This window comes from Prochlorococcus marinus XMU1411 (assembly GCF_017696075.1).
Lineage (GTDB): Bacteria > Cyanobacteriota > Cyanobacteriia > PCC-6307 > Cyanobiaceae > Prochlorococcus_A > Prochlorococcus_A marinus_V.
Genome location: NZ_JAAORI010000001.1, coordinates 36,966 through 57,404, shown reverse-complemented (window position 1 = coordinate 57,404; position 20,439 = coordinate 36,966). Strand labels below are relative to the sequence as shown.

Sequence of the window (20,439 nt, the reverse complement as noted above, 5' to 3'; positions counted from 1 at the left end):
ATAATCACTCTATGTATATTCAACTTTTGGGTGGTAACTTGGCAAGTAATCATTAAAATAATAGATATTGTTTTTAGTTATTTTCAAAAACATTTATTAATCAATTAGACATAAAGTGACCAATTTTGAGCCGAAAAAATTAAAAAATATTTGGACTATTGAAGATAGTATTTCGACTTACAAAATAGACAAATGGGGGGATAAATATTTTTCTATAAATTCCAAAGGAAATATATCAGTAACTAAAGATATAAATTCTGAAAATAAGATTGATCTTTTCAAGCTTGTCAAAGAACTTAAAAGTAGAGAAATCAATCCTCCATTAATCATAAGATTTAACGATATCTTAAAAGATCGAATAAATGCACTACATAATGCTTTTTCAAAAGCAATAAAAACCTACAAATATGAAAATATCTATCAAGGAGTTTTTCCTGTCAAATGTAATCAACAAAAAAATATCTTGGAAAAGATAATAGAGTTTGGTAGTCAATGGAATTTTGGTTTAGAAGTAGGAAGTAAATCAGAACTATTAATTGGCCTTGCACTTCTTGAAAACCAAAATTCATTATTAATATGCAACGGATATAAAGATAAAAAATATATTGAGATTGCTACTTTGGCCAGAAAACTCGGCAAAAATCCAATAATAGTTATTGAACAAACAGATGAGGTAAAAAGAATTATTCAAGCAGTACAAGAACTTAACGCAACTCCATTGATAGGAATTAGAGCAAAGTTATCAAGTAAAAGTAGTGGTAGGTGGGGCAAATCTATTGGAGATAATTCCAAATTTGGATTATCAATTCCAGAAATTATGTCGACAATAAAAGAACTTAAAGAAGCAAATCTTATAAACGAAATGAAATTGCTCCATTTTCACATAGGAAGTCAAATAAGTGATATTGCTGTGATTAAAGACGCATTACAAGAAGCGAGTCAAATATATGTTGAACTATCTAAACTTGGTGCCCCAATGCAATATATCGACGTAGGGGGAGGATTAGGGATAGATTTTGATGGAACTAAAACCTCTTCCAACACCTCTACTAATTATTCTCTTCAAAATTATGCTAACGATGTAATCGCAACCATTAAAGATTCATGTGAATTAAATAATATCAAGCATCCAATAATAATCTCAGAAAGTGGAAGAGCAATAATTAGTCATTGTTCAGTTTTAATTTTTAATGTCTTAGGAACAAGTCATGTCAGTTCCAAAATACAAATTTTTGATAAAAAAGATCAACAATTAATCATTTCAAATTTACTTGAAACTTTCTATGAATTAAAAAAACTTAAAAATAAAAAAATAAATTTATCTCAAATAATTGAACTATGGAATGATGCAAAAAAGTTTAAAGAAGATTGCTTAGTTGCCTTTAGATTAGGATTTTTAAGTTTGGCAGAACGAGCTTATGCCGAAGAACTTACATGGGCTTGCGCAAAAGAAATTTCTAATAACCTGAATAATGATGAAATCAATCACCCCGATTTATCTGAAATTACAGAAACTCTCGCGTCAACTTATTATGCAAATTTATCTATCTTTAAATCTATTCCCGATAGCTGGGCAATCAATCAGATTTTTCCAATAGTACCAATACATAGGCACTTAGAAGAACCTTTCTGCAAAGGCAACTTTGCAGATTTAACTTGTGATTCAGATGGGAAACTCAATAATTTTATTGATGATGGAAAAATTAAATCATTACTTAATTTACATAAGCCAGAACTAGATAAAGATTATCTAATTGGAATTTTCATGACTGGAGCCTATCAAGAAGCATTGGGAAACTTTCACAATTTATTTGGCAATACAAACGTTGTTCATATAGATATAAATCAAGATAATTCATATAAGGTCAAAAATATTATTAAAGAGGAAAGTAAATCTGAAATTTTACAGTTATTGGATTACAGTTCAGCTTCTTTGGTTGAATCTATAAGGATTAATACTGAATCAGCAATTGATCAAAAAAAATTAACTATTGAAGAGGCAAGAAAATTAATTGATCAAATCGAAATGAGTCTCAGAAAAAGTAGTTATTTATCAGAATAACTTTCCAATGTTTTTTGCAAATGATTTTTAGCATAATCTAAAGCAACACTTAACTTATCAATATCTTTAGCACCTGCTTGAGCAAAGTTAGGCTTACCTCCTCCGCCTCCCGAACAAATTCTTGCAATCTCGTTAATTAATTTACCTGCATGCAATCCTAATTTTACCGCATCATCACCTAAAGAAACTGCAAATAACAACTTTCTATTTTCTGGATTTGGTATTCCCCCAAGAATCACTAATGCTTTCTTTCCTAAATGAGAAGTTAAATTAAGGGCTGCAGATTGCAAAGAATTTCCATCTAAGCCATCAATCTGATTTACTAAAATTGAAAAAGAATTTATTATTTCTGCGGATGATTTCATAGAAGAGTATTTAAAATATGCAATTTCATCTTTCATTTTTTGTATCTCTTTATTCTTATTGATAAGTTCTGCTTGCAAATTATTAACTCTTTCAAAAAGTTGATTAGGATTTGCTTTTAACAAATCACTTAGTTGATTAACTAAAGCATTTCTATCACTGAAATAGTCGAATGCTGATTGACCAGATAATGCTTCGATTCTTCTTACTCCGGCTGAGATTCCTTCCTCACTGATTATTTTGAAAGAACCTAATTCAGATGTAGTTTTAACATGTGTGCCACCACAAAGTTCCATTGAAACTCCTGGCACATTAACAACGCGCACTTCATCATCATATTTTTCTCCAAACATGGCCACTGCACCCTTTTCAAGGGCGTCACTCTTAGACATATTTTTTATTTCTAGGATATGATTTTCCATAATCCAATAGTTTACTAGACTCTCAATCTTAGAAATTTGATCTTTAGATATAGGCTTAGAAGAATTAAAGTCAAATCTTAATTTATTAAAGGCTACCAATGAACCTTTTTGTCCAACACTTTCATCAACAATTAATTTGAGAGCAGATTGCAATAAATGGGTCGCTGTATGATTTGCAGCAGCCTTAGCTCTATTAGAGGATTTAACATTAGTCTTAACTTTTTGTCCAATAGTTAATATTCCTTTTTTAATAGTTCCATAATGTAAAAAAACATTTTTCTTTCGAATTACATTTTCAACTAAGACCTCTACATCTTTTGAAAATATCGTTCCAATATCACCAACTTGACCGCCAGATTCTCCATAAAAAGTTGTCTGATCAAGAACAATTAAAACTTTCTGACCTTCACTTGCTTGCTTAACTAATGTTGAATCCAAGAATATACCCTTTACTGCTGCTTCCGAAAGAAGTGAATCATAACCATGAAAAACAGTTTTGTTAAAAAGATCTATTTCTCGTTCTAATGATCCCTCTAATGTCAAATCAATATTACTAGAAGCAGCTTTCGCTCTCTCTTTTTGTGCATTCATTTCTTCTTCAAAACCCTTTACATCTACACTGATACTATTTTCCTCAGCAATTTCAACAGTAAGTTCTAGAGGAAATCCATAAGTATCATAAAGTTCAAAAGCTTTAAAACCAGATATTAATTTCTGACCTGAAGAAATTAATTCATCTAACAATTTCTCTCCCCTTTCAAGAGTTTCCCTAAACCTTACTTCTTCAATTTTTATCTCATTCAAAATTAAATTATTATTATTTTTTAAATCAGGATAATTTTTTTTCATTAAATTGATCCCGACAGTAGCAATATGCGGTAAAAATTCATTTGTTATACCCAATAATCTCCCATGTCTGACCATTCTTCTAATAAGCCTTCTCAATATATAACCCCTGCCGAGATTACTTGCTGCTACTCCATCAGAAATTAGATGAATAACAGCTCTTGTATGATCTCCAATAATTTTTAAAGAAATTTTGTTTTTATCATTTGAAGAAAAATAATCAATATTTGCAATCTCACAAGTTTTTTGAATGATAGGAAAAATTAAATCTGTCTCATAATTATTTTGCTTTTTTTGCAATATTTGAGCCATCCTCTCAAGGCCCATTCCTGTATCAATATTTTTAAATTTTAAATCTGTCAATTTTCCATTAGGATCGCGATTATATTGCATAAAAACAAGATTATAAAATTCAATAAAACGATCTCCATCTTCTAAATCAATATTCTGCAGACCTTTTTCGGGATAAAAATCATAATAAAGTTCTGAACAAGGTCCACATGGACCTGTCTTTCCAGAGGACCAAAAATTATCTTTCTCACCTAGTTTCACTATTCTATCTGGATGAATACCAATTTCATCTCTCCAAATTTCTGCAGACTCTCCATCTTCATGAAAGACACTCACAATTATATTTTCAGGGGAAAGTTGATAAATATTAGTAACTAATTCCCAAGCCCACTGAATAGCCTCTCGTTTAAAATAATCTCCAAAAGAGAAATTCCCAAGCATTTCAAAAAAAGTATGGTGTCTAGCTGTAACTCCAACGTTTTCAATATCGTTTGTTCTAATGCACTTTTGGCTAGATGTAGCCCTTTTTGATGGTCTTTCTTTTAAACCTAAAAAAACTGGTTTAAAAGGTAGCATCCCAGCAATTGTGAGCATAACGGTAGGATCATCTGGAATTAAAGATGCGCTTGGAATGATTTTATGTAATTTTTCACTGTAAAATTTTAAAAAAGCATTTCTTATCTCATCTCCAGTAACTATTTTTTTAATTAGTTGAGATGTCATTTATCCTGAATAAAAATAATAAAAATTAAAGAAAAGCGTAATTTCGGTTATTTCGCAAAAATAATCACGCGGATTTATATTCTACATAACTAGAGTTATTCTATAACGCGATTTGTCCTATGCTAGCCTCTGCCCAGACAAGTAATTCTAAATTGGCACAAATAAATAATAAGTTGACAATTCAATCTCAAAACTTTGCTGATGATTCATGTGCCATAAGATCTTTGGATTGGGATCGCAGTAGATTTGATATTGAATTTGGATTAAGAAATGGAACTACTTACAATAGTTTCATTATTAAAGGTGAAAAACTAGCAATTATTGATACTAGTCACGCAAAGTTCGAAGAATTATGGTTTGAAGAATTACTTAAAAAAGTAAATCCACAAGAAATTGATTATCTAATTACAAGCCATACAGAACCTGATCATTCTGGTTTAATAGGTAATCTTTTGAAATTAAACAAAGATATCACAATAGTAGGATCAAAATTAGCCCTTAAATTCATTGAAGACCAAATACATATTCCCTTTAATCGTCTAGAAGTCAAAAGTGGAGAGTTTTTAAATCTGGGGACCAATCCTAATAGCGGTTTAGAACATAATATTGAATTTATAAGCGCACCAAATTTACATTGGCCAGATACAATTTTTTCATATGACCACAGCACTCATGTTCTCTATACATGCGATGCATTTGGACTCCACTATTGTTCTGATGAATTTTATGACACTGACCAAAAAGAAATTTATGATGATTTTCGTTTTTATTACGATTGTCTAATGGGTCCAAACGCTAGAAGCGTTATTCAGGCAATTAAAAGAATAGATAAGCTACCTGAATTAAAAACAATAGCCGTAGGTCATGGACCTTTACTTCATAATCAAGTCAATTTTTGGAAAGGAAAATATCTAGAATGGAGCAGTAATAAAAGTAAGGGAAACGAATTTGTAGCTGTTTGCTACATAAGTGACTATGGATATTGTGATCGACTAAGCCAGGCTATTTCTCATGGAATAAGTAAGGCAGATGCACAAGTACAATTAATTGATTTAAGATCTTCTGATCCTCAGGAATTAACAGGTTTAATTTCTGAATCAAAAGCAGTGGTAATTCCCACATGGCCAGTTGATTCAGATAATGAATTAAAAGAATCTCTTGGCACTTTGTTTGCCGCATTGAAGCCTAAACAATTTACTGCTGTTTATGATGCATTCGGAGGAAATGATGAGCCAATAGATTCTTTAGCAAGTAAATTAAGAGAACTGGGCCAGAAAGAAGCCTTTTCGCCTCTAAGGGTTAAAAATATTCCAGATCCAATTGTTTATCAACAATTCGAAGAGGCAGGTACTGACTTGGGTCAATTGATCAATAAAAAGAAAAATATTGCCTCAATGAAAAGCGTCGATTCAAATTTAGATAAAGCTTTAGGTAGATTAAGTGGAGGATTATATGTAGTTACAGCTAGCCAGGGAGAAGGTTCCACGTTTCGACAAAGTGCAATGGTCGCCAGTTGGGTTAGTCAAGCAAGTTTTTCTCCACCAGGTATTACGGTAGCAGTAGCAAAAGATAGAGCCATTGAATCTTATATGCAAGTTGGGAAAGGTTTTGTTGTGAATGTTTTACGAGAAGATAACTACCAAAAAATGTTTAGGCACTTTTTAAAGAGGTTTGCGCCTGGAGCCGATAGATTTGCTGATATAGATGTAATAAATAACATTGCAGAAGGAGGACCAGTTCTTTCAGATTCTCTTGCATTTTTAGATTGTCGAGTCAACTCCCGATTAGAAACTCCAGATCACTGGATAATTTACGGTATTGTTGAAAATGGAAACGTTTCAGACCTATCTTGTAAAACGGCAGTTCATCACAGGAAAGTTGCAAATCATTATTAACTGCTCAAGAAAGATATTAAAAGGAATTTATAATATTAATGGATTACGCAAATTATAAACTGCAAAATATAAATTCCAATTATGAAGTGATATTTTCAATATTAAAAATTATCCCAGCATGAGTCAGAAAAACAGTGTTATTATTATCTGTATAATTTGAAAAAAATTATTTTACCACTTAACCTTATTTAAGAATTTTAAGAATTTTGGATAGGCAAGAAATTTCTGAACTGATAAAAAAAAGACTTAATGAAATAGGAATAAATTTTTTAACAAAAAAATATGAACAATCAGGTTCAATAAACCATCTAATAATCGATAACTTATTACCAAACGAAATCGCATCGAAATTACATTTTGACTTTCCAGAAGAGAAAGAACTGAATCATTTAAATGGGCCATCAGAGAATAAATATGTCGGTGTAAATTTTTCTGATAGACAAAAATTAGTCCAAGAATGCTTATATTCATTTCAAGAAGAAAGCATAATAAAAATAATTGGTCAAATTACAAATATTAAAGATTTAATAGGTGATCCAGAACTTTATGCAGGAGGGATATCAAGCATGAGCAAAGGATGTTACCTTAACCCTCATATTGACAATTCTCATGATAGAAATTTAAAAAACTTCAGAAGATTAAATCTACTTTATTACGTCAATCAAGACTGGATTCCGAAAAAAGATGGAGGTGAATTAGTCCTTTATCCTGATGGGATTAAAAATAAAGAAGAGATAATAAAGTGCAAGTTTAATAGATTGCTCATAATGAGAACTGATAATAAATCAATACATGGAGTCAAAAAAATCCTGTCGAAAACAAAAAGAAGAAAATGTATAAGTAATTATTACTTTTCAATAAATTCTCCATCAGGTAAAAAATATTATCACTCAACAACTTTTCGTGGATTCAAGAAAGAATTATTTAAAGGAACTTATCTGCAATTAAATTCATATATTAGAACATCCGTAAAGAAGTTCATATTCACAATATCTGGAAAATCTATTTCAACTAATTACCATAAAAAAAGTGATTAAAGAGAAAGAATCGCATTTGACAAAAAATTTTTGCGTAATTAAAACAGACGAATAACAGCGGTAACTAAACTATATGATTATAATCTACTGAAAACAATATAACTTAGAACATATAATGTTTGATTCGAAAATTGAAAGTCACTTAAAAAACATATCTATTTCGATAATGAGCTGGAAAGTTATGTTTTGTACTAAAAAATAAATCTTTGAAAATGTCAGTTATTAATACAAGCTTAATCTCTCAAAATCAAAACTTATTAGAATTTGAAATTACTGAAAATATTACTTGTATCAGATTTTTAGATCAAAATAAAGAAAGATTTGAGCTTGAATTTAATCTTGAAAAAGGGACCTCTTTTAATACTTTTTTAATTAGAAGTAAAGATGATCTATTTATTATTCATCCACCTGAAAAACAAAATTTAGATGCATTTAACAAAAAAATATGCGATTTATTTAATCAATTTAAATTTCAAAAAATTAATATCATTTCTGGTCATATTAATCCCCAAGTAATAGAAACTATAAAAAACATCAGTGCAAGATTTCAAAACCTAACTATCACTTGCTCAAATCCTGGCTTTAAACTTATTAACGAGCTTTGGAATCAAAAGAACCCCAATTTAAAAAATAATATTGATATTCAATTACCCAAAATAAACATTATAAAAAAAGAACTGAAATTAGAATTAGATAATATTTTACTTGAATTAATTCCTATTCCAACCGCACGATGGCCAGGAGGACTAATAGTCTATGAACGGAATCAAGAAATACTTATAAGTGAAAAATTTTTCTCTGCGCACATTGCAGCTGAATATTGGTCTGAGACAAATCGAGTTAGTACAGAAATTGATCGGAAACACTTTTATGATTGTCTAATGGCACCCATGTCCAACCAAGTGGTAACAATCACTGAAAAAATTGCTGAATATGAAATAAAAACTATTGCACCATTACATGGACCCGCTATTGAATATAGCTTAAAAAGCTTTCTTAATGACTACATCAGATGGGGTGAAAATCTCTCAACTAACAATCCTAGAATCGCTTTGATTTATGCAAGTGCATATGGGAATACAGCCTCTATAGGAGATGCATTGGCTAAAGGAATAAATAGAACTTCGGTTGAAGTTCAAAGTATTAATTGTGAGTTTACACCTAATGATGTTCTAATAAAATCTATACAAAATGCGGATGGATATTTAATCGGTTCGCCCACACTCGGAGGTCATGCTCCAACTCCTATAGTCAGCGCCCTAGGAACATTATTATCAGAGGGTAACAGAGATAAACCTGTTGGGATTTTTGGTAGCTTTGGCTGGAGCGGTGAAGCAATAGATCTACTTGAATCAAAATTAAAAGACGGTGGTTTTAAGTTTAGTTTTGATCCCATAAGAATTAAATTTAGCCCAGACAAACCAAAGATTAAAGAATTAGAAGAGATAGGAACTCATTTTGGGAGAAAAATTATAAAGCAAACAAAGATAAAAACTAGAAAAACAGATACGGGAATGATTTCTAGCAAAACAGATCCAAAATTGCAAGCTCTTGGAAGAATAATTGGTTCACTTTGTGTGCTAACTGCCTCTAAAGGAAAAAATGAGAATAATATAAAAGGCGCTATGCTTGCATCTTGGGTTAGTCAAGCAAGTTTTTCTCCACCAGGGTTAAGTATTGCGGTAGCAAAAGATAGATCGGTAGAATCTCTTCTTCAAATTGGAGATTTATTTGCTTTAAATATTTTAAGTGAAAAAGATTACAAAGAGCCTTTGAAAAGATTCACAAAACCATTTGCACCAGGAGAAGACAGATTTAAAGGTTTAGATATTGAATTGACTCCTAATGAACAGATAATTATTCCAGAATCTTTAGCATGGTTAGATGCTTCAGTGAAAGAAAGAATGGAATGTGGAGATCATTGGGTAATATACGCTGAAGTACTACACGGTAATATACTAAAGTCCGATATTCTAACAGCTGTGCATCATCGCAAAACGGGTGCAAACTATTAACCTTATTTATCTAATTTATGAATCAATCAAAAGATCTAATAATAATTTCGGCTAGTTGTGGAAAAAATCTAGAACTTTCCGAGAAGTTTCTTGAAAAAAGTCATGAACTCAAAATAAGTTCAGAAATATTAGATCTTACCACTCTTGATATTCCACTATTTAATCCACGAATTCACACTAAAGATAATATTCCAGATGTAATAGTTTCTATTAAAAAAAAGCTTTTCTCAACAGAAAAATGGGTTATTTGTGCTCCTGAATATAATGGATCCATCCCTCCCATTCTATCTAACTTCATAGCATGGCTTTCTATTTCGGGAGATGACTTTAGAAATTTATTTAATGGTCAACCAATTGCGATTGCAACATTTTCTGGTGGTATAGGATTAGAACTGCTTACCTCATTACGTATTCAATTAGTTCATTTAGGGAGTCAAGTATTAGGCAGACAACTTTTATCCTCATATAGCAAACCAGTAGATACTAAAAGTATTGAGGACATCATCAAAAGACTGTTACAAATGAAAAAAATAAACATATAAACTTCTATAAGTTAGGAATTAGTATCATTCTTTTTCATTCCAAACTTTTAAAATTTTTCTAGCCATAGGAAGTGCATGAACAGACCCCCCACCAGGAGTATTTTGTGCGAATGCAACTATCAACAATTCACTCTTTTGAGAAGGAGTAAAGCAAACAAACCAAGCATGATCAGAGCCGCCTTCACCATCTTCAGCTGTTCCAGTTTTGCCTGAAACTGGAGGTAAATTTGAAACTCCATAATTAATTGATACTCCTGTACCAGACTCTACTACTTTCCTCAGACCACTTCTTATCAGCTGAATATTATTCGAATCAATTTCAATTTTAATTTGTTTTTTATCTGAAAGATATTCTTCATCTTTTTCAACTAAATGAGGAGTAACTAGATAGCCTCCATTAGCAATTGCAGCATATGCTTTCGCTATTTGAATAGGAGTAACTTGAACGACAAATTGTCCAATCGACATACTCGCAATATCTTCTGGAAGCCAAGGAGTTCTTCCTGGTTCACCCCATCCTCGACCTTGTTTAGCCCATTCACTACTAGCGACTAATCCTATATTTTCTTGTTCTGAAATTTCAATCCCAGATAAAGCATTAAAACCAAGCTTTCTTGATACCTCATAAATTTCATCGACTCCTACTCCATATCCAATTTGATAAAAGAATGTATTACTAGAAACTCTTAAAGCATCTTCATAACCTATAACTCCAAAACCTAAATCATTGTGCTCTCTAAAACATTGATTTCCATAAGTTATACATGGTTTTGTATCTAGCATAGTATCAATCGGAAATTTCCCACTTTCCAAGCCAGCTAAGGCCGTTACAATTTTCCAAACACTTCCTGGATCATAAGCATTTAAAGCTCTATTAAAAAGAGGTTTTTCAGGGGAATTAAATATCTTATCGTATTCTGCTTGAGGCTTAAAATCTTTTGAGAAAAAATTTAAATCAAAAGTAGGCTTACTTGCCATTGCTCTTATCGCACCATCCCTTGGGTCCATTACTATTATCGCTCCAGCTTTTTTATCTTTAAGAACTTCCTCAGCAACTAATTGCAGGTTTATGTCAATTGTCAATTTAATATCATTTCCTTGTAATGAGGGTTTTGTTCCTAAAGATTTCTGAAAGTTACCTAAAGAATTTACTTCAATCATCTCTCCGCCCCATTCACCTCTTATTAAGTCTTCATAAACATATTCAATTCCAGTTCTCCCAATTAGATCATTTAATTTATAACCCTTATTAGATAAAAATTTATATTCTGACTTATTTATTGGCTGAGTATAGCCAATTACGTGAGCAGCAACAGATTTATAAGGGTAATTTCTAATTAATTTCGTCGCAATTTCAAAACTTGATACAATATTTTCGTTTTCTTTATATTTTATTAATTGATCAATATTTAAATCCTCAATTATATTTACTGAAAGTTTCTTATTTCGTAAACCATCTAAATATTTTTTTTGAATGAAATCTCTATCAATATTTAATAATTCAGAAAGAATTAATTTATGTTTTTGCCAATTGCTTACGTCTAAAGATTGAGGCTTTATTATTAAAGAGTATTGAATTCTACTATCTGCTAAGACATTACCACTTTTATCAAGTATTCTTCCACGTATTGGTGGTGATGCAATTAATCTAATCCTATTCTCATCTGACATTTTCTTAAAGGATTCATAATTTAATAGTTGTAAAAAAATTAACCTTAATAAAATCAAGAAGAAAGTAAAAGAAGAAAGAATAAGTAAGACTAAAGGTTGTCTCTTGAATGAAATAAGTTTTTTATTAGAATTACTTTTTATCAAAAAATTAAAAATTTATCTCAATATTTTTTTTTCCAATAAAGAAATATTGGTGCTTATCTCTTTTAGTCTTTTAATCAAATTTTCATAGTCACTCTCTTGGTGAGAGGAATCATTATTCTCATTATTATTTGAAGAGAAGTTTTGACTCATACAATATTAAATAATTTTTTATTCCAGTTAATACAATCATAAATGAATATTATTATTTTTTCAAAATAATATTAAGTTGAATACTAAAAAATATTAAATATTTTAATTTAACTGATCTAAGCTTTGTTCAAAATAAGGATTACAACTATTTTTCGATATTCCTAAAGACCAGCCAATAAATGATGAAATAAATATCGTAACTATTAATGGCAAAATAGCTTGTTGGGTATTTTCAAGACTAAACCATTCCCTCCAATTACTAAAAAACCTTTCTCTTTGGAATTTTCTTTTTTCATTTTCTAATAATCTTGCTTTTTTGGCAAAGGATTTTGTAACCCACTTTTCAAAAGGAATCTTTTTTGTAACTGCCATTTTTCTTTCAACTTCCAATAGCTGCCCTGAACTAAGGTAGGGATGAAATGTACTTATTAATTCAAGAGTTTTTAAAAACATCTCGACTGTGGCATCTTTTATAAGCTTTTGTTCATGACTTAAATCAACCCAATCTATTTCTGGATAAAAACGATTCCTATTAGGTTGAATTTGGTCCTCTGACATTTGACCTGGTTCTCTTAGCCATCTATTGGTATTGTCGTCAAACCTTCTCCAATACAAAAAAGGATTTATAAAAATTGTTTTTCCAGATATTTTTACTATATCTTGCTGAAGATGCTTAGTAAGCGTTCTTTCAGATTTTGTCGATTCTATCAAAAGTCTTTATTAATAATCTATTTAAAGATTATCTTTTATTAAATATTTTTCCATCAATATGAACAAATTTTATGAGTATTAAGTCATTGATAATTGCCAACGCTTTTTTAAATAATTGCAGTATTCGCAATTTATTGAAGGTTTTGGGAAATGATTCGAACGTAATAAATTTACAGTGTCAATTATCTTAGACTCAACCCATGATGTAGAACAATCTAACCTAATTAAATGTACGTCAAAATTCAGTTGATTATTAAAAAACTCTTCATTTTTTTTTCCATTAAAATACAGAAGATAAGCTTCATTAGCGACTTGAAAACCATTTTTTTTAAATAGCCACTGATACATTTCCAATTGCCTCTTATAAGCTTTTGCATATTCGTATTTATTAAAAGTCTCGGACCAATCAAAGTTATTTCTAGATGTCGCTTTTACATCAACAAGAATAAGGTCACCATTTTTTTTCTGCCAAATATCGTCTATTGCTCCTCCAAAATCATAATTATTTTCGATACATTTAAATCTAATGCCTTGAAAATTACTTCTCCAAATTTCTAAATTTTTATGTTTAAAAGGAATAGCATCAATGCCATATTTATCAAATAAAGGATGCGGTTTCTGTATTTCTCTATAATAGTCAAATTCATTTTTACATAAATTATCTACAGCTATATTTAGAGTAAAAGGTAATGATGGTGGTTTTATTTTAAATTTTTTATCAAGTACACAACATCTTGGACAATTAAGATATTTCTCAACAGTAGTACGACTTAATTTAATAATCTCACTCATTACATTTAAATCTAATATAAAAATTTCTTATGAATTTAATTCAAAAATTTTAAAAGATTTGATAAATTACTATCAACTAATATTTTCATTGCTCTAATCTCGTATTAAAAAGGAGAAAATTTTGTGCAAAAACATAAGATAAAAATGCTGTAAGCTTAAATTTTAGAAATAAAAATACCTCTAAGATATATTGTAGGTACTCGAAGATTAATTACAAGAATTTTTATAGTCACGCTCAAAAAAATGATTCATTTTTTGAATAGTTTATAAGTAAAACTAAAATATTACTTATTTTAAATTTACTTTAAGATTCTGAATATTAATACAATAAATACGTAATTCTATTTAAAAAAATCGATTTAAAAAAAATTTTTAATTCTAAATATCTATATTCGGTAGATTATATCTAACGCAATCTTTATTCATCTGACATTAAATATTTAATTAATAAATCAATAGAAAAACTCTTCTAATCAAAAGAAAATATAGTATATTTATAAATAATTACTTAGAAGGTTTATAGAAGTAATTACTCAAAATGCAAAATAAATGGAATTAAAGTATTAAGGTAGAAATGTATCTCACAGATTCAACAAACATTATAATAATTAATAAATTTCAATATGTAACTTGATAATGAAAGGTTTTGGAGAGGAGTATAAATCTAAAAAAACAGGCAAGAAGAAAAGTAAAGCCTCTCAAGAGCAAATAATAAATAAAGCATTTTATTTTCACTCAAAAGGTAATATTTCAGAAGCAGCAAAATACTATAAATCTTTTATAGATCAAGGTTTTAAAAATCACTTAGTTTTTTCTAATTATGGAGTTATATTGTCTGATCTTGGCAAACTAAAAGAAGCAGAATTACTATACCGAAAAGCAATTGAACTTAATCCTAAACATGCGGAAGTACATTACAATCTTGGACATCTAATGTCTACCCGTGGAAAATTAAAGGAAGCAGAATTACTATACCGAAAAGCAATTGAACTAAATCCTAATTACGTAAAAGCATATTTTAACCTTGGACATGCTTTATCTAATCTTGGAAAATTAAAGGAAGCAGAATTATCATACAGCAAAGTAATTAAACTCAATCCTAATTATACAGAAGCATACTATTTACTATCCTCACTTAAATACTCTAGTGAAAATAAGAACTGGAAAAATCAGCTATTTAATGAAAGTATTTTAAATCTCAAGACAAAAGAAGATCAAATTAATATTTACTTTGCTAGAGCAAATATTCTTCACAAAGAAAAAAATTACGAAGATAGCTCTAAATTCCTTCAGTTAGCAAATCAATTAAAACTTACCCTTCATCCATCCAACTGTGATGCTCTTATTAATAAATCTAAAGCATTACTTATTGAATCTAATAAACAAGCAATCAATCAAAAAGAATATATAAAATCTCATGAAAGTATTTTTATTGTGGGAATGCCAAGAAGTGGTTCTACATTATTGGAATCAATTCTAAGTATGAACCCTGATATCGATGATTTAGGTGAAAGTGAGATCTTAGAAAAATCATTTTTGGATTATAAAAAAAGCAACCAAAAGTTAAATCTGGCTGAAAGATATTGGGAGAAAATCAGAGATCTTAAGAAACAATCAAATAAAACAACTAATAAAAATTTATATAATTTTTTATACGCAGGTATTATTGCAAAAAAAATACCGAACTCAAAAATTATTCATTGTTATCGAAATCCCTTAGATAATATTCTCTCAATTTATCGTGCTCATTTTACACAGGGAAATGAATATTCCTCTTCTTTGATGGATTGTGCAATTATTTATTTAAAACAAGAAGAAATAATGAGCAATTATAAAAGTAGATTTAGATCAAAAATATATGACTTAAATTATGACTCCTTAGTTTGTAATCCTAACCAAGAAATTAAATCTTTAATCTCTTGGTTAGGTTGGGAGTGGAGCGATGCATATCTGTCTCCACATTTAAATCCACGCGAAATATTTACAGCAAGCAAAGTTCAAGTGAGATCCCCCATCAATTCAAAATCAATCGGTGGGTGGAAAAACTATAAAGATATAATGAAACCTTGTATAGAAATACTCACCCAATCTGAAAAATATCGAAACTTACCTTTTTAAATAATTAATAAAAAACTGCGATTTTTTATATCTTAAAATTTTTATTAAATTCTTTAACAAACTGCTTAAAAGTTATCTTTAGAGATTATTTTTGACCTCTATTATGAAACTTTTTGTTAGCAAAAGTTTATTTAATAAAGACTAAAAATTAAAACCTCAGTCACAGTAAATTAGACAATTTTGATTTGTTGGATGTTCCCTACATTCTTTATCCCAAAAGTTTTGAAACTCAGGGGTACATTTCTCAAGTTCTTTTGGAGTCTCGTTAAGATTTAACCCTGCATAATTAAACGCAGTTAAGTATCTTGGAAGAATGTTAAATTGATTGAATAGTTTCATAAGACCTCCTAGATCTATATCTATATTGTCCACCTATTAACTTGAAATTCATAGAGTATTATTACCCGAGTAGAAGTGCTTTGTGGTTTGTACGACTATCTTTTTCTATTGAGTAGGAGTAGGAATAATTCAGGAGTCAAAAGCACTTCATCGACTTTGTGGACAGCGAGGTGCATAAGACTCGAAGAGGGCAAACAAATGCCCTCTTATTTAATTTTTAATAAGTTAAGTTTTTGCTTTGGTTTATCATCAGGAATTTTCATAAAAACTTAACTATCACTTTAATATGAATCAATGAGGGGAAAAATTATCTTTGATATTTAATGTTGCGACTTCTTCCACTACCGATTTTTATAGGAATTTATCTATTCTCTTACTGGAGATGTAGAAAAAATATTACTGCTAGTGATAAGCAACTAAAACCATGCATTGATTGGGCATATATAAAAAATTTACCTCTCCCACCAAAACCTTCATTTGTCGAGTTTTATTTTGTTTATGTTTCTTCTTTTTTTAAATTCCCCTTTGGGATAATTATTCAAAAATTACCTTTTTCAAAGAAAGTAAAATACTACGAAAAAGAAATGAAATTAATATTTGATAAATGGAATTTAGAAAAAATTAAAAAAATAAACAATTAATTTTTTAAGATGTAGAGGATTTTCAAACTCTATGAGTTCTCTATAGAGATAGATTTTTACTTATATGTAAAACCTATGTTTAACCAATTTTTCTAGACTAAGATTTGTTGATAACCTACTTTTCATTCCAACTCAATAAAACCTACTAAAAGATTAATAAAAAACATAGTCATATCAGTTGATTTAAGGGAAGAAAAAGACAGATTTCTTCACGTGTAACCCAGTCATAGCGGGCAATCTAAAGGATATTGGCAGTTTGATAAATTTTTGTAGAGATATCATTATTAATTGACAGAATATTTAAGTATTCAACAAACGAATATAATTAAAAAAATCTATGAGATTATCAAATTAATATTTCTAGTATTCCTTTTTTGAAGACTTCTACTGGAGCAATAGCACAACCTTTAGTGGTCATTTCTTGTAACATCCAATTTGCTGCTTCTTTATGTAAAGATGGTTGAGGTTGTTCAGATTTTACAGTACAACAATACCAAGCATTTAATTCCCAAAGACTATCCCTACTCCACATTATAGAGAAGAGAGAATATGAATAATGTGGATGTGGTTCCTGAAATGAGCAAACATAAAAATATATTTTTTTTGTGGAATATTCTTTGTACAAAAACGTTGCAACTTGAATAGTATCTGGTGGTAAGGAACTCTCTAGATTATTAAAGTCAGTTGATTCAGCAAAATCTTCTTTTGGATATTTTCTCTCACCAAGAATACCGAACGCCGTAGCAAAAGCGGTTACCTCGTTATGCCAATATTCTTCTATTCGATAAGTTTCCTTTTCCATTAATCAAAAAAGAATGTTTCATGCCTCTAAGTTTAATTCTGATTTCAAATAAAACTGAGGCAAAAATAAAGTTTGATTAGGTAAAAAATATTTAAATTAATATCTCCAATACCCCATTTTTGAAGTAATCAACAGCATGCGCTTCGCTCCCTGCCGCAGTTATTTCTTTCATCATCCAATCTCCTGCATCATTATGTGATAATGCATTCCTACAAGCAAATGCTGGTGATCTCTGCCAACAACTAAAATCTTCATCCCAAAAAATCCAGAAGAGTAAATGACTGGTTTCTGTAATTTCGGTACCTTCATATGTCATTTCATCCATATTCTTAAATTCCTTGATCCTTTTATATGGTTGCCATGTAAATTCACAAACATAATAATGATCTTTTTTAATCATTTCATTTGATTTGTATTTCTTATTTCTTGCAAAAGTTGCCACTTTAATAGTATCTACAGGGTTAGAACTTTCTAATTCAAAATGTTCTTTTGAGTATGAAACATCATGATCCTTGTCAGTATCGCTTTCATATTTCCTTTCCGAAATTTTAAACACATCGCAATAAGGAGGTACAGTGTCGTGATATCGAATTATCCGTTTATTTTCTTCTCCCATTAGTCAAAAATTAAACCATATAAAATTTAGACAAATTCCAAAAAACTATCAAGTTAGTTTTCATCTCTACCAAAAATTATTTCATTTGCTGTGATTCTAATACCTCTATCCCAAGCAGTTTCTAAAACTTTTCTTTGTATTGAAGAAGGAATAGTACCATCCCCTTTTCGCCATTTATTAACCGAACCAGGATCACGATCAATCGCCCTTGCTAAGGAACGTACTCCACCAAATTCAGAGAGTAGAACTTCATAAGGTGTTTGTTTAATTCTCGCCATAATAAATTTTAGGGACACCTTCCCAAAAAAGTTGAACAATCAATAGTACTTAAACAGCGACTTTGAGAAAAGGTTCAAATAAATTATTAAACACAAATTTCTCTTTATCGTTCATATAATCAATCATATTTTTAGCAACATAATAAACAGCATCAACAGCAACACTATTGCCTAAAAGTCTCATTGACTTTGATCTGCTCTCAGATAGATAAAAATCATCTGGGAAACCCTGCATACGCTTACCATGAAGAGGTTTAATTTTAGTATCCACTCCATTAACCCAATATCTATCCCAGTTTCTTCTATCGTGGATACCTGAATCACTACCACCTAGTCTCAGGGTATAACCAATTTTTTTTGGGCATTCTGCTTCAAAGACATCACTCATACTATTCTGAAGAGGAATTGGTTTAGGGAAATTAAACATTTTTTGTTCATTTGACTCTCCTAAAAACCCAACCATAAATATCCTTGGTCTATGTTGAGGCAAATTAAAATCAGATGCCCTAATTACTTTGTAATAAAATGAATAATCTAATTTCTCAATTGTTTGTTTAATAATATCTAAGGTCCTTCCATCATCATGTTTAATAAGATGCTGAACATTTTCAAGAAAAAATGCCTTAGGTCTTTTGATTTCTAAAATCTTTGCAATTTCAAAAAATAAATTTCCTCTACCCTCCAAATCTTCAGAAAAACCTTTTTTATATCCAATCTGACTAAATGGTTGGCAGGGAAAACCAGCACATAAAATATCAAAATCTGGTATTGCAAATTTATCTTGTTGATAAATATCGGCATTAAAACTTTTCTCGAAGAAGTCTTTTGATACATAAGATTTAAAATTTTGCTTATAAGACTTTCGTGCATCTGCATTAATTTCAGATGCAAAAACACATTCCAATCCCAATTTATGAAATGCCAAATGAAAACCGCCAATACCTGCAAATAAATCAATAATTTTTTTTGGTTTTTTATTCATCAAAAGAAGATCAATTATTAAATATTAATTTTTTGGTTACTAAATCCTTGGGTTTCTCAAGAATATTTTGCAAATCAGAATATTCCATAGCAGACTTTCTACCATTAAGCGTTTCATTAATAATTATTGCCATTTCCTTAACGTAAAAATCAGAGTATAAAAACCAACCCTTATTTAAAGACACTTCTTTTAAAATCTGATCTTCTATAGATTTTAGTGCATTTTTCTTATCATGATATAAATCTCTATTTTTTATTAAATTTTCCTCTACTTTTCTTCGTCGGGAATTAGAGATTTTTTGAGTTAACTCTTTTTCCCAGTTAATTATTTGTTCTTTCTTTTTTTTTAAACTTTTTTGTTTATCTATAAAGTTTTGAGCGCTAAATGTATTTATTGGACACAAAACATTTATACCAGAAGCAACTGGACCCCTATTTCCTACTAATCTATCAATAGTATTTGGCAATCCTTTATCGCTTGCCTGGTAAGACCAAACATTTAAAATATTTCCATCACAATTAATCTCTATATCAATATGTCTTTTCAAATCTTGATCAGGATCCATATTAACTTCAATTTTTTCAAAAAAGTTTTCTAATTCTTTTTTTAATTTATAGGCAAGATCAGGTTCTCTTAAAAAAGCACCAAAAGATCTCATCGCTCTTGCAAGAAAACCATTTAATTTTGAAAGATCTTTATTCTTGTTTATGTACCTATTTGCGAATGAGGCGAGATACATTGCTGGACTTAAATTATTATTCTTTACACATTCATGAAAAATTTCAGTCATTTTCTCCCCACCACTTCCTTCAGCATTACTTTGCACGAGGAGTTTTTCTGTGGAAAAACCATCCATAAACTTATCTTCTAAACCTAATTCAAATAAACTTTTTTTAATCAAATTTATATTTTTCAAATCAATTGAATGATCCATTGGAACTTCACCAAACCTTATTCTTGACCATAGTTCTATATTCTCTTCAATATTAAGCATGATAT

Annotated in this window: 18 protein-coding genes; 7 read left to right on the top strand and 11 right to left on the bottom strand. The window is 29.8% G+C overall.

The features are described from left to right. The first annotated feature begins 115 nt into the window (after positions 1–115). Positions 116–2,062: a biosynthetic arginine decarboxylase gene (gene speA, locus HA145_RS00280; RefSeq protein ID WP_209127341.1), complete on the top strand. Its 1,947-nt coding sequence runs from the start codon at positions 116–118 to the stop codon at positions 2,060–2,062. On the opposite strand, the gene alaS is transcribed toward speA, so the two are convergent. Then, the gene (gene alaS, locus HA145_RS00275) at positions 2,047–4,707 is read right to left on the bottom strand and encodes an alanine--tRNA ligase (protein ID WP_209127340.1); all 2,661 of its coding nucleotides are present in this window, start codon (positions 4,705–4,707) and stop codon (positions 2,047–2,049) included. The two genes, speA and alaS, sit on opposite strands and share 16 nt — an antisense overlap. A 119-nt stretch (positions 4,708–4,826) precedes the next feature. Between alaS and HA145_RS00270 the strand changes: the two genes are divergently transcribed. From HA145_RS00270 to HA145_RS00255, 4 genes are all read left to right on the top strand, one after another. Further along, positions 4,827–6,602 carry a diflavin flavoprotein gene (locus HA145_RS00270; protein ID WP_209127339.1) on the top strand — a complete coding sequence of 592 codons (1,776 nt, stop codon included), beginning with the start codon at positions 4,827–4,829 and terminating at the stop codon, positions 6,600–6,602. Between the two features lie 206 nt (positions 6,603–6,808). Further along, the gene (locus tag HA145_RS00265) at positions 6,809–7,639 is read left to right on the top strand and encodes a 2OG-Fe(II) oxygenase (RefSeq protein WP_209127338.1); all 831 of its coding nucleotides are present in this window, start codon (positions 6,809–6,811) and stop codon (positions 7,637–7,639) included. 212 nt (positions 7,640–7,851) lie between these two features. Then, a complete protein-coding gene (locus HA145_RS00260) occupies positions 7,852–9,654 on the top strand; it encodes a diflavin flavoprotein (protein WP_209127337.1) in 1,803 nt (600 codons plus the stop codon). Between the two features lie 17 nt (positions 9,655–9,671). Beyond that, the gene (locus HA145_RS00255; RefSeq protein WP_209127336.1) at positions 9,672–10,196 is read left to right on the top strand and encodes an NAD(P)H-dependent oxidoreductase; all 525 of its coding nucleotides are present in this window, start codon (positions 9,672–9,674) and stop codon (positions 10,194–10,196) included. A gap of 24 nt (positions 10,197–10,220) precedes the next feature. Here the strand turns inward: HA145_RS00255 and mrdA are convergent, their stop codons facing one another. The 4 genes from mrdA to HA145_RS00235 form a co-directional block, all read right to left on the bottom strand. Beyond that, positions 10,221–12,011 carry a penicillin-binding protein 2 gene (mrdA, locus tag HA145_RS00250; protein ID WP_209127335.1) on the bottom strand — a complete coding sequence of 597 codons (1,791 nt, stop codon included), beginning with the start codon at positions 12,009–12,011 and terminating at the stop codon, positions 10,221–10,223. A gap of 12 nt (positions 12,012–12,023) precedes the next feature. After that, positions 12,024–12,161, bottom strand: a complete 138-nt coding sequence (locus HA145_RS00245) for a hypothetical protein (RefSeq protein WP_209127334.1) — start codon at positions 12,159–12,161, stop codon at positions 12,024–12,026. Positions 12,162–12,263: 102 nt separating this feature from the next. Then, on the bottom strand, positions 12,264–12,872 hold the full coding sequence (locus tag HA145_RS00240; protein WP_209127333.1) for a hypothetical protein: 609 nt from the start codon (positions 12,870–12,872) through the stop codon (positions 12,264–12,266). Positions 12,873–12,950: 78 nt separating this feature from the next. Next, positions 12,951–13,664: a PD-(D/E)XK nuclease family protein gene (locus tag HA145_RS00235; RefSeq protein WP_209127332.1), complete on the bottom strand. Its 714-nt coding sequence runs from the start codon at positions 13,662–13,664 to the stop codon at positions 12,951–12,953. A 636-nt stretch (positions 13,665–14,300) separates the two neighbouring features. Between HA145_RS00235 and HA145_RS00230 the strand changes: the two genes are divergently transcribed. Beyond that, positions 14,301–15,782, top strand: a complete 1,482-nt coding sequence (locus HA145_RS00230) for a tetratricopeptide repeat-containing sulfotransferase family protein (protein ID WP_209127331.1) — start codon at positions 14,301–14,303, stop codon at positions 15,780–15,782. 156 nt (positions 15,783–15,938) lie between these two features. Here HA145_RS00230 and HA145_RS00225 read toward each other — a convergent pair whose 3' ends face one another. After that, positions 15,939–16,154 carry a hypothetical protein gene (locus tag HA145_RS00225; protein WP_432421773.1) on the bottom strand — a complete coding sequence of 72 codons (216 nt, stop codon included), beginning with the start codon at positions 16,152–16,154 and terminating at the stop codon, positions 15,939–15,941. A 290-nt stretch (positions 16,155–16,444) separates the two neighbouring features. On the opposite strand from HA145_RS00225, the gene HA145_RS00220 reads away from it, so the two are divergent. Continuing rightward, entirely contained in the window at positions 16,445–16,762 is a 318-nt protein-coding gene (locus HA145_RS00220) for a hypothetical protein (protein ID WP_209127330.1), read from the top strand. Positions 16,763–17,108: 346 nt separating this feature from the next. On the opposite strand, the gene HA145_RS00215 is transcribed toward HA145_RS00220, so the two are convergent. The 5 genes from HA145_RS00215 to HA145_RS00195 all read right to left on the bottom strand — a co-directional run bounded on the left by HA145_RS00215 (position 17,109) and on the right by HA145_RS00195 (position 20,434). Next, on the bottom strand, positions 17,109–17,564 hold the full coding sequence (locus HA145_RS00215; protein WP_209127329.1) for a hypothetical protein: 456 nt from the start codon (positions 17,562–17,564) through the stop codon (positions 17,109–17,111). A 91-nt stretch (positions 17,565–17,655) separates the two neighbouring features. Next, complete coding sequence (locus tag HA145_RS00210; RefSeq protein WP_209127328.1) at positions 17,656–18,180, bottom strand: hypothetical protein; 525 nt, start codon at positions 18,178–18,180, stop codon at positions 17,656–17,658. Positions 18,181–18,233: 53 nt separating this feature from the next. After that, positions 18,234–18,476, bottom strand: coding sequence for a hypothetical protein (locus tag HA145_RS00205; RefSeq protein WP_209127327.1), 243 nt, complete (start codon positions 18,474–18,476; stop codon positions 18,234–18,236). 31 nt (positions 18,477–18,507) lie between these two features. Next, complete coding sequence (locus HA145_RS00200) at positions 18,508–19,440, bottom strand: DNA cytosine methyltransferase (protein WP_209127326.1); 933 nt, start codon at positions 19,438–19,440, stop codon at positions 18,508–18,510. Positions 19,441–19,450: 10 nt separating this feature from the next. Continuing rightward, a complete protein-coding gene (locus tag HA145_RS00195; RefSeq protein ID WP_209127325.1) occupies positions 19,451–20,434 on the bottom strand; it encodes a hypothetical protein in 984 nt (327 codons plus the stop codon). Positions 20,435–20,439 lie beyond the last annotated feature (5 nt).

What these genes read in the sequence shown, in the direction of transcription:
- HA145_RS00235 (WP_209127332.1), bottom strand. Translation starts at nt 13,664, where the DNA reads ATGAGTGAGATTATTAAATTAAGTCGTACTACTGTTGAGAAATATCTT.
- HA145_RS00230 (WP_209127331.1), top strand. Translation starts at nt 14,301, where the DNA reads ATGAAAGGTTTTGGAGAGGAGTATAAATCTAAAAAAACAGGCAAGAAG.
- HA145_RS00200 (WP_209127326.1), bottom strand. Translation starts at nt 19,440, where the DNA reads ATGAATAAAAAACCAAAAAAAATTATTGATTTATTTGCAGGTATTGGC.
- HA145_RS00215 (WP_209127329.1), bottom strand. Translation starts at nt 17,564, where the DNA reads ATGGAAAAGGAAACTTATCGAATAGAAGAATATTGGCATAACGAGGTA.
- alaS (WP_209127340.1), bottom strand. Translation starts at nt 4,707, where the DNA reads ATGACATCTCAACTAATTAAAAAAATAGTTACTGGAGATGAGATAAGA.
- HA145_RS00260 (WP_209127337.1), top strand. Translation starts at nt 7,852, where the DNA reads ATGTCAGTTATTAATACAAGCTTAATCTCTCAAAATCAAAACTTATTA.
- HA145_RS00255 (WP_209127336.1), top strand. Translation starts at nt 9,672, where the DNA reads ATGAATCAATCAAAAGATCTAATAATAATTTCGGCTAGTTGTGGAAAA.
- HA145_RS00245 (WP_209127334.1), bottom strand. Translation starts at nt 12,161, where the DNA reads ATGAGTCAAAACTTCTCTTCAAATAATAATGAGAATAATGATTCCTCT.
- HA145_RS00270 (WP_209127339.1), top strand. Translation starts at nt 4,827, where the DNA reads ATGCTAGCCTCTGCCCAGACAAGTAATTCTAAATTGGCACAAATAAAT.
- HA145_RS00210 (WP_209127328.1), bottom strand. Translation starts at nt 18,180, where the DNA reads ATGGGAGAAGAAAATAAACGGATAATTCGATATCACGACACTGTACCT.
- HA145_RS00220 (WP_209127330.1), top strand. Translation starts at nt 16,445, where the DNA reads ATGTTGCGACTTCTTCCACTACCGATTTTTATAGGAATTTATCTATTC.
- HA145_RS00195 (WP_209127325.1), bottom strand. Translation starts at nt 20,434, where the DNA reads ATGCTTAATATTGAAGAGAATATAGAACTATGGTCAAGAATAAGGTTT.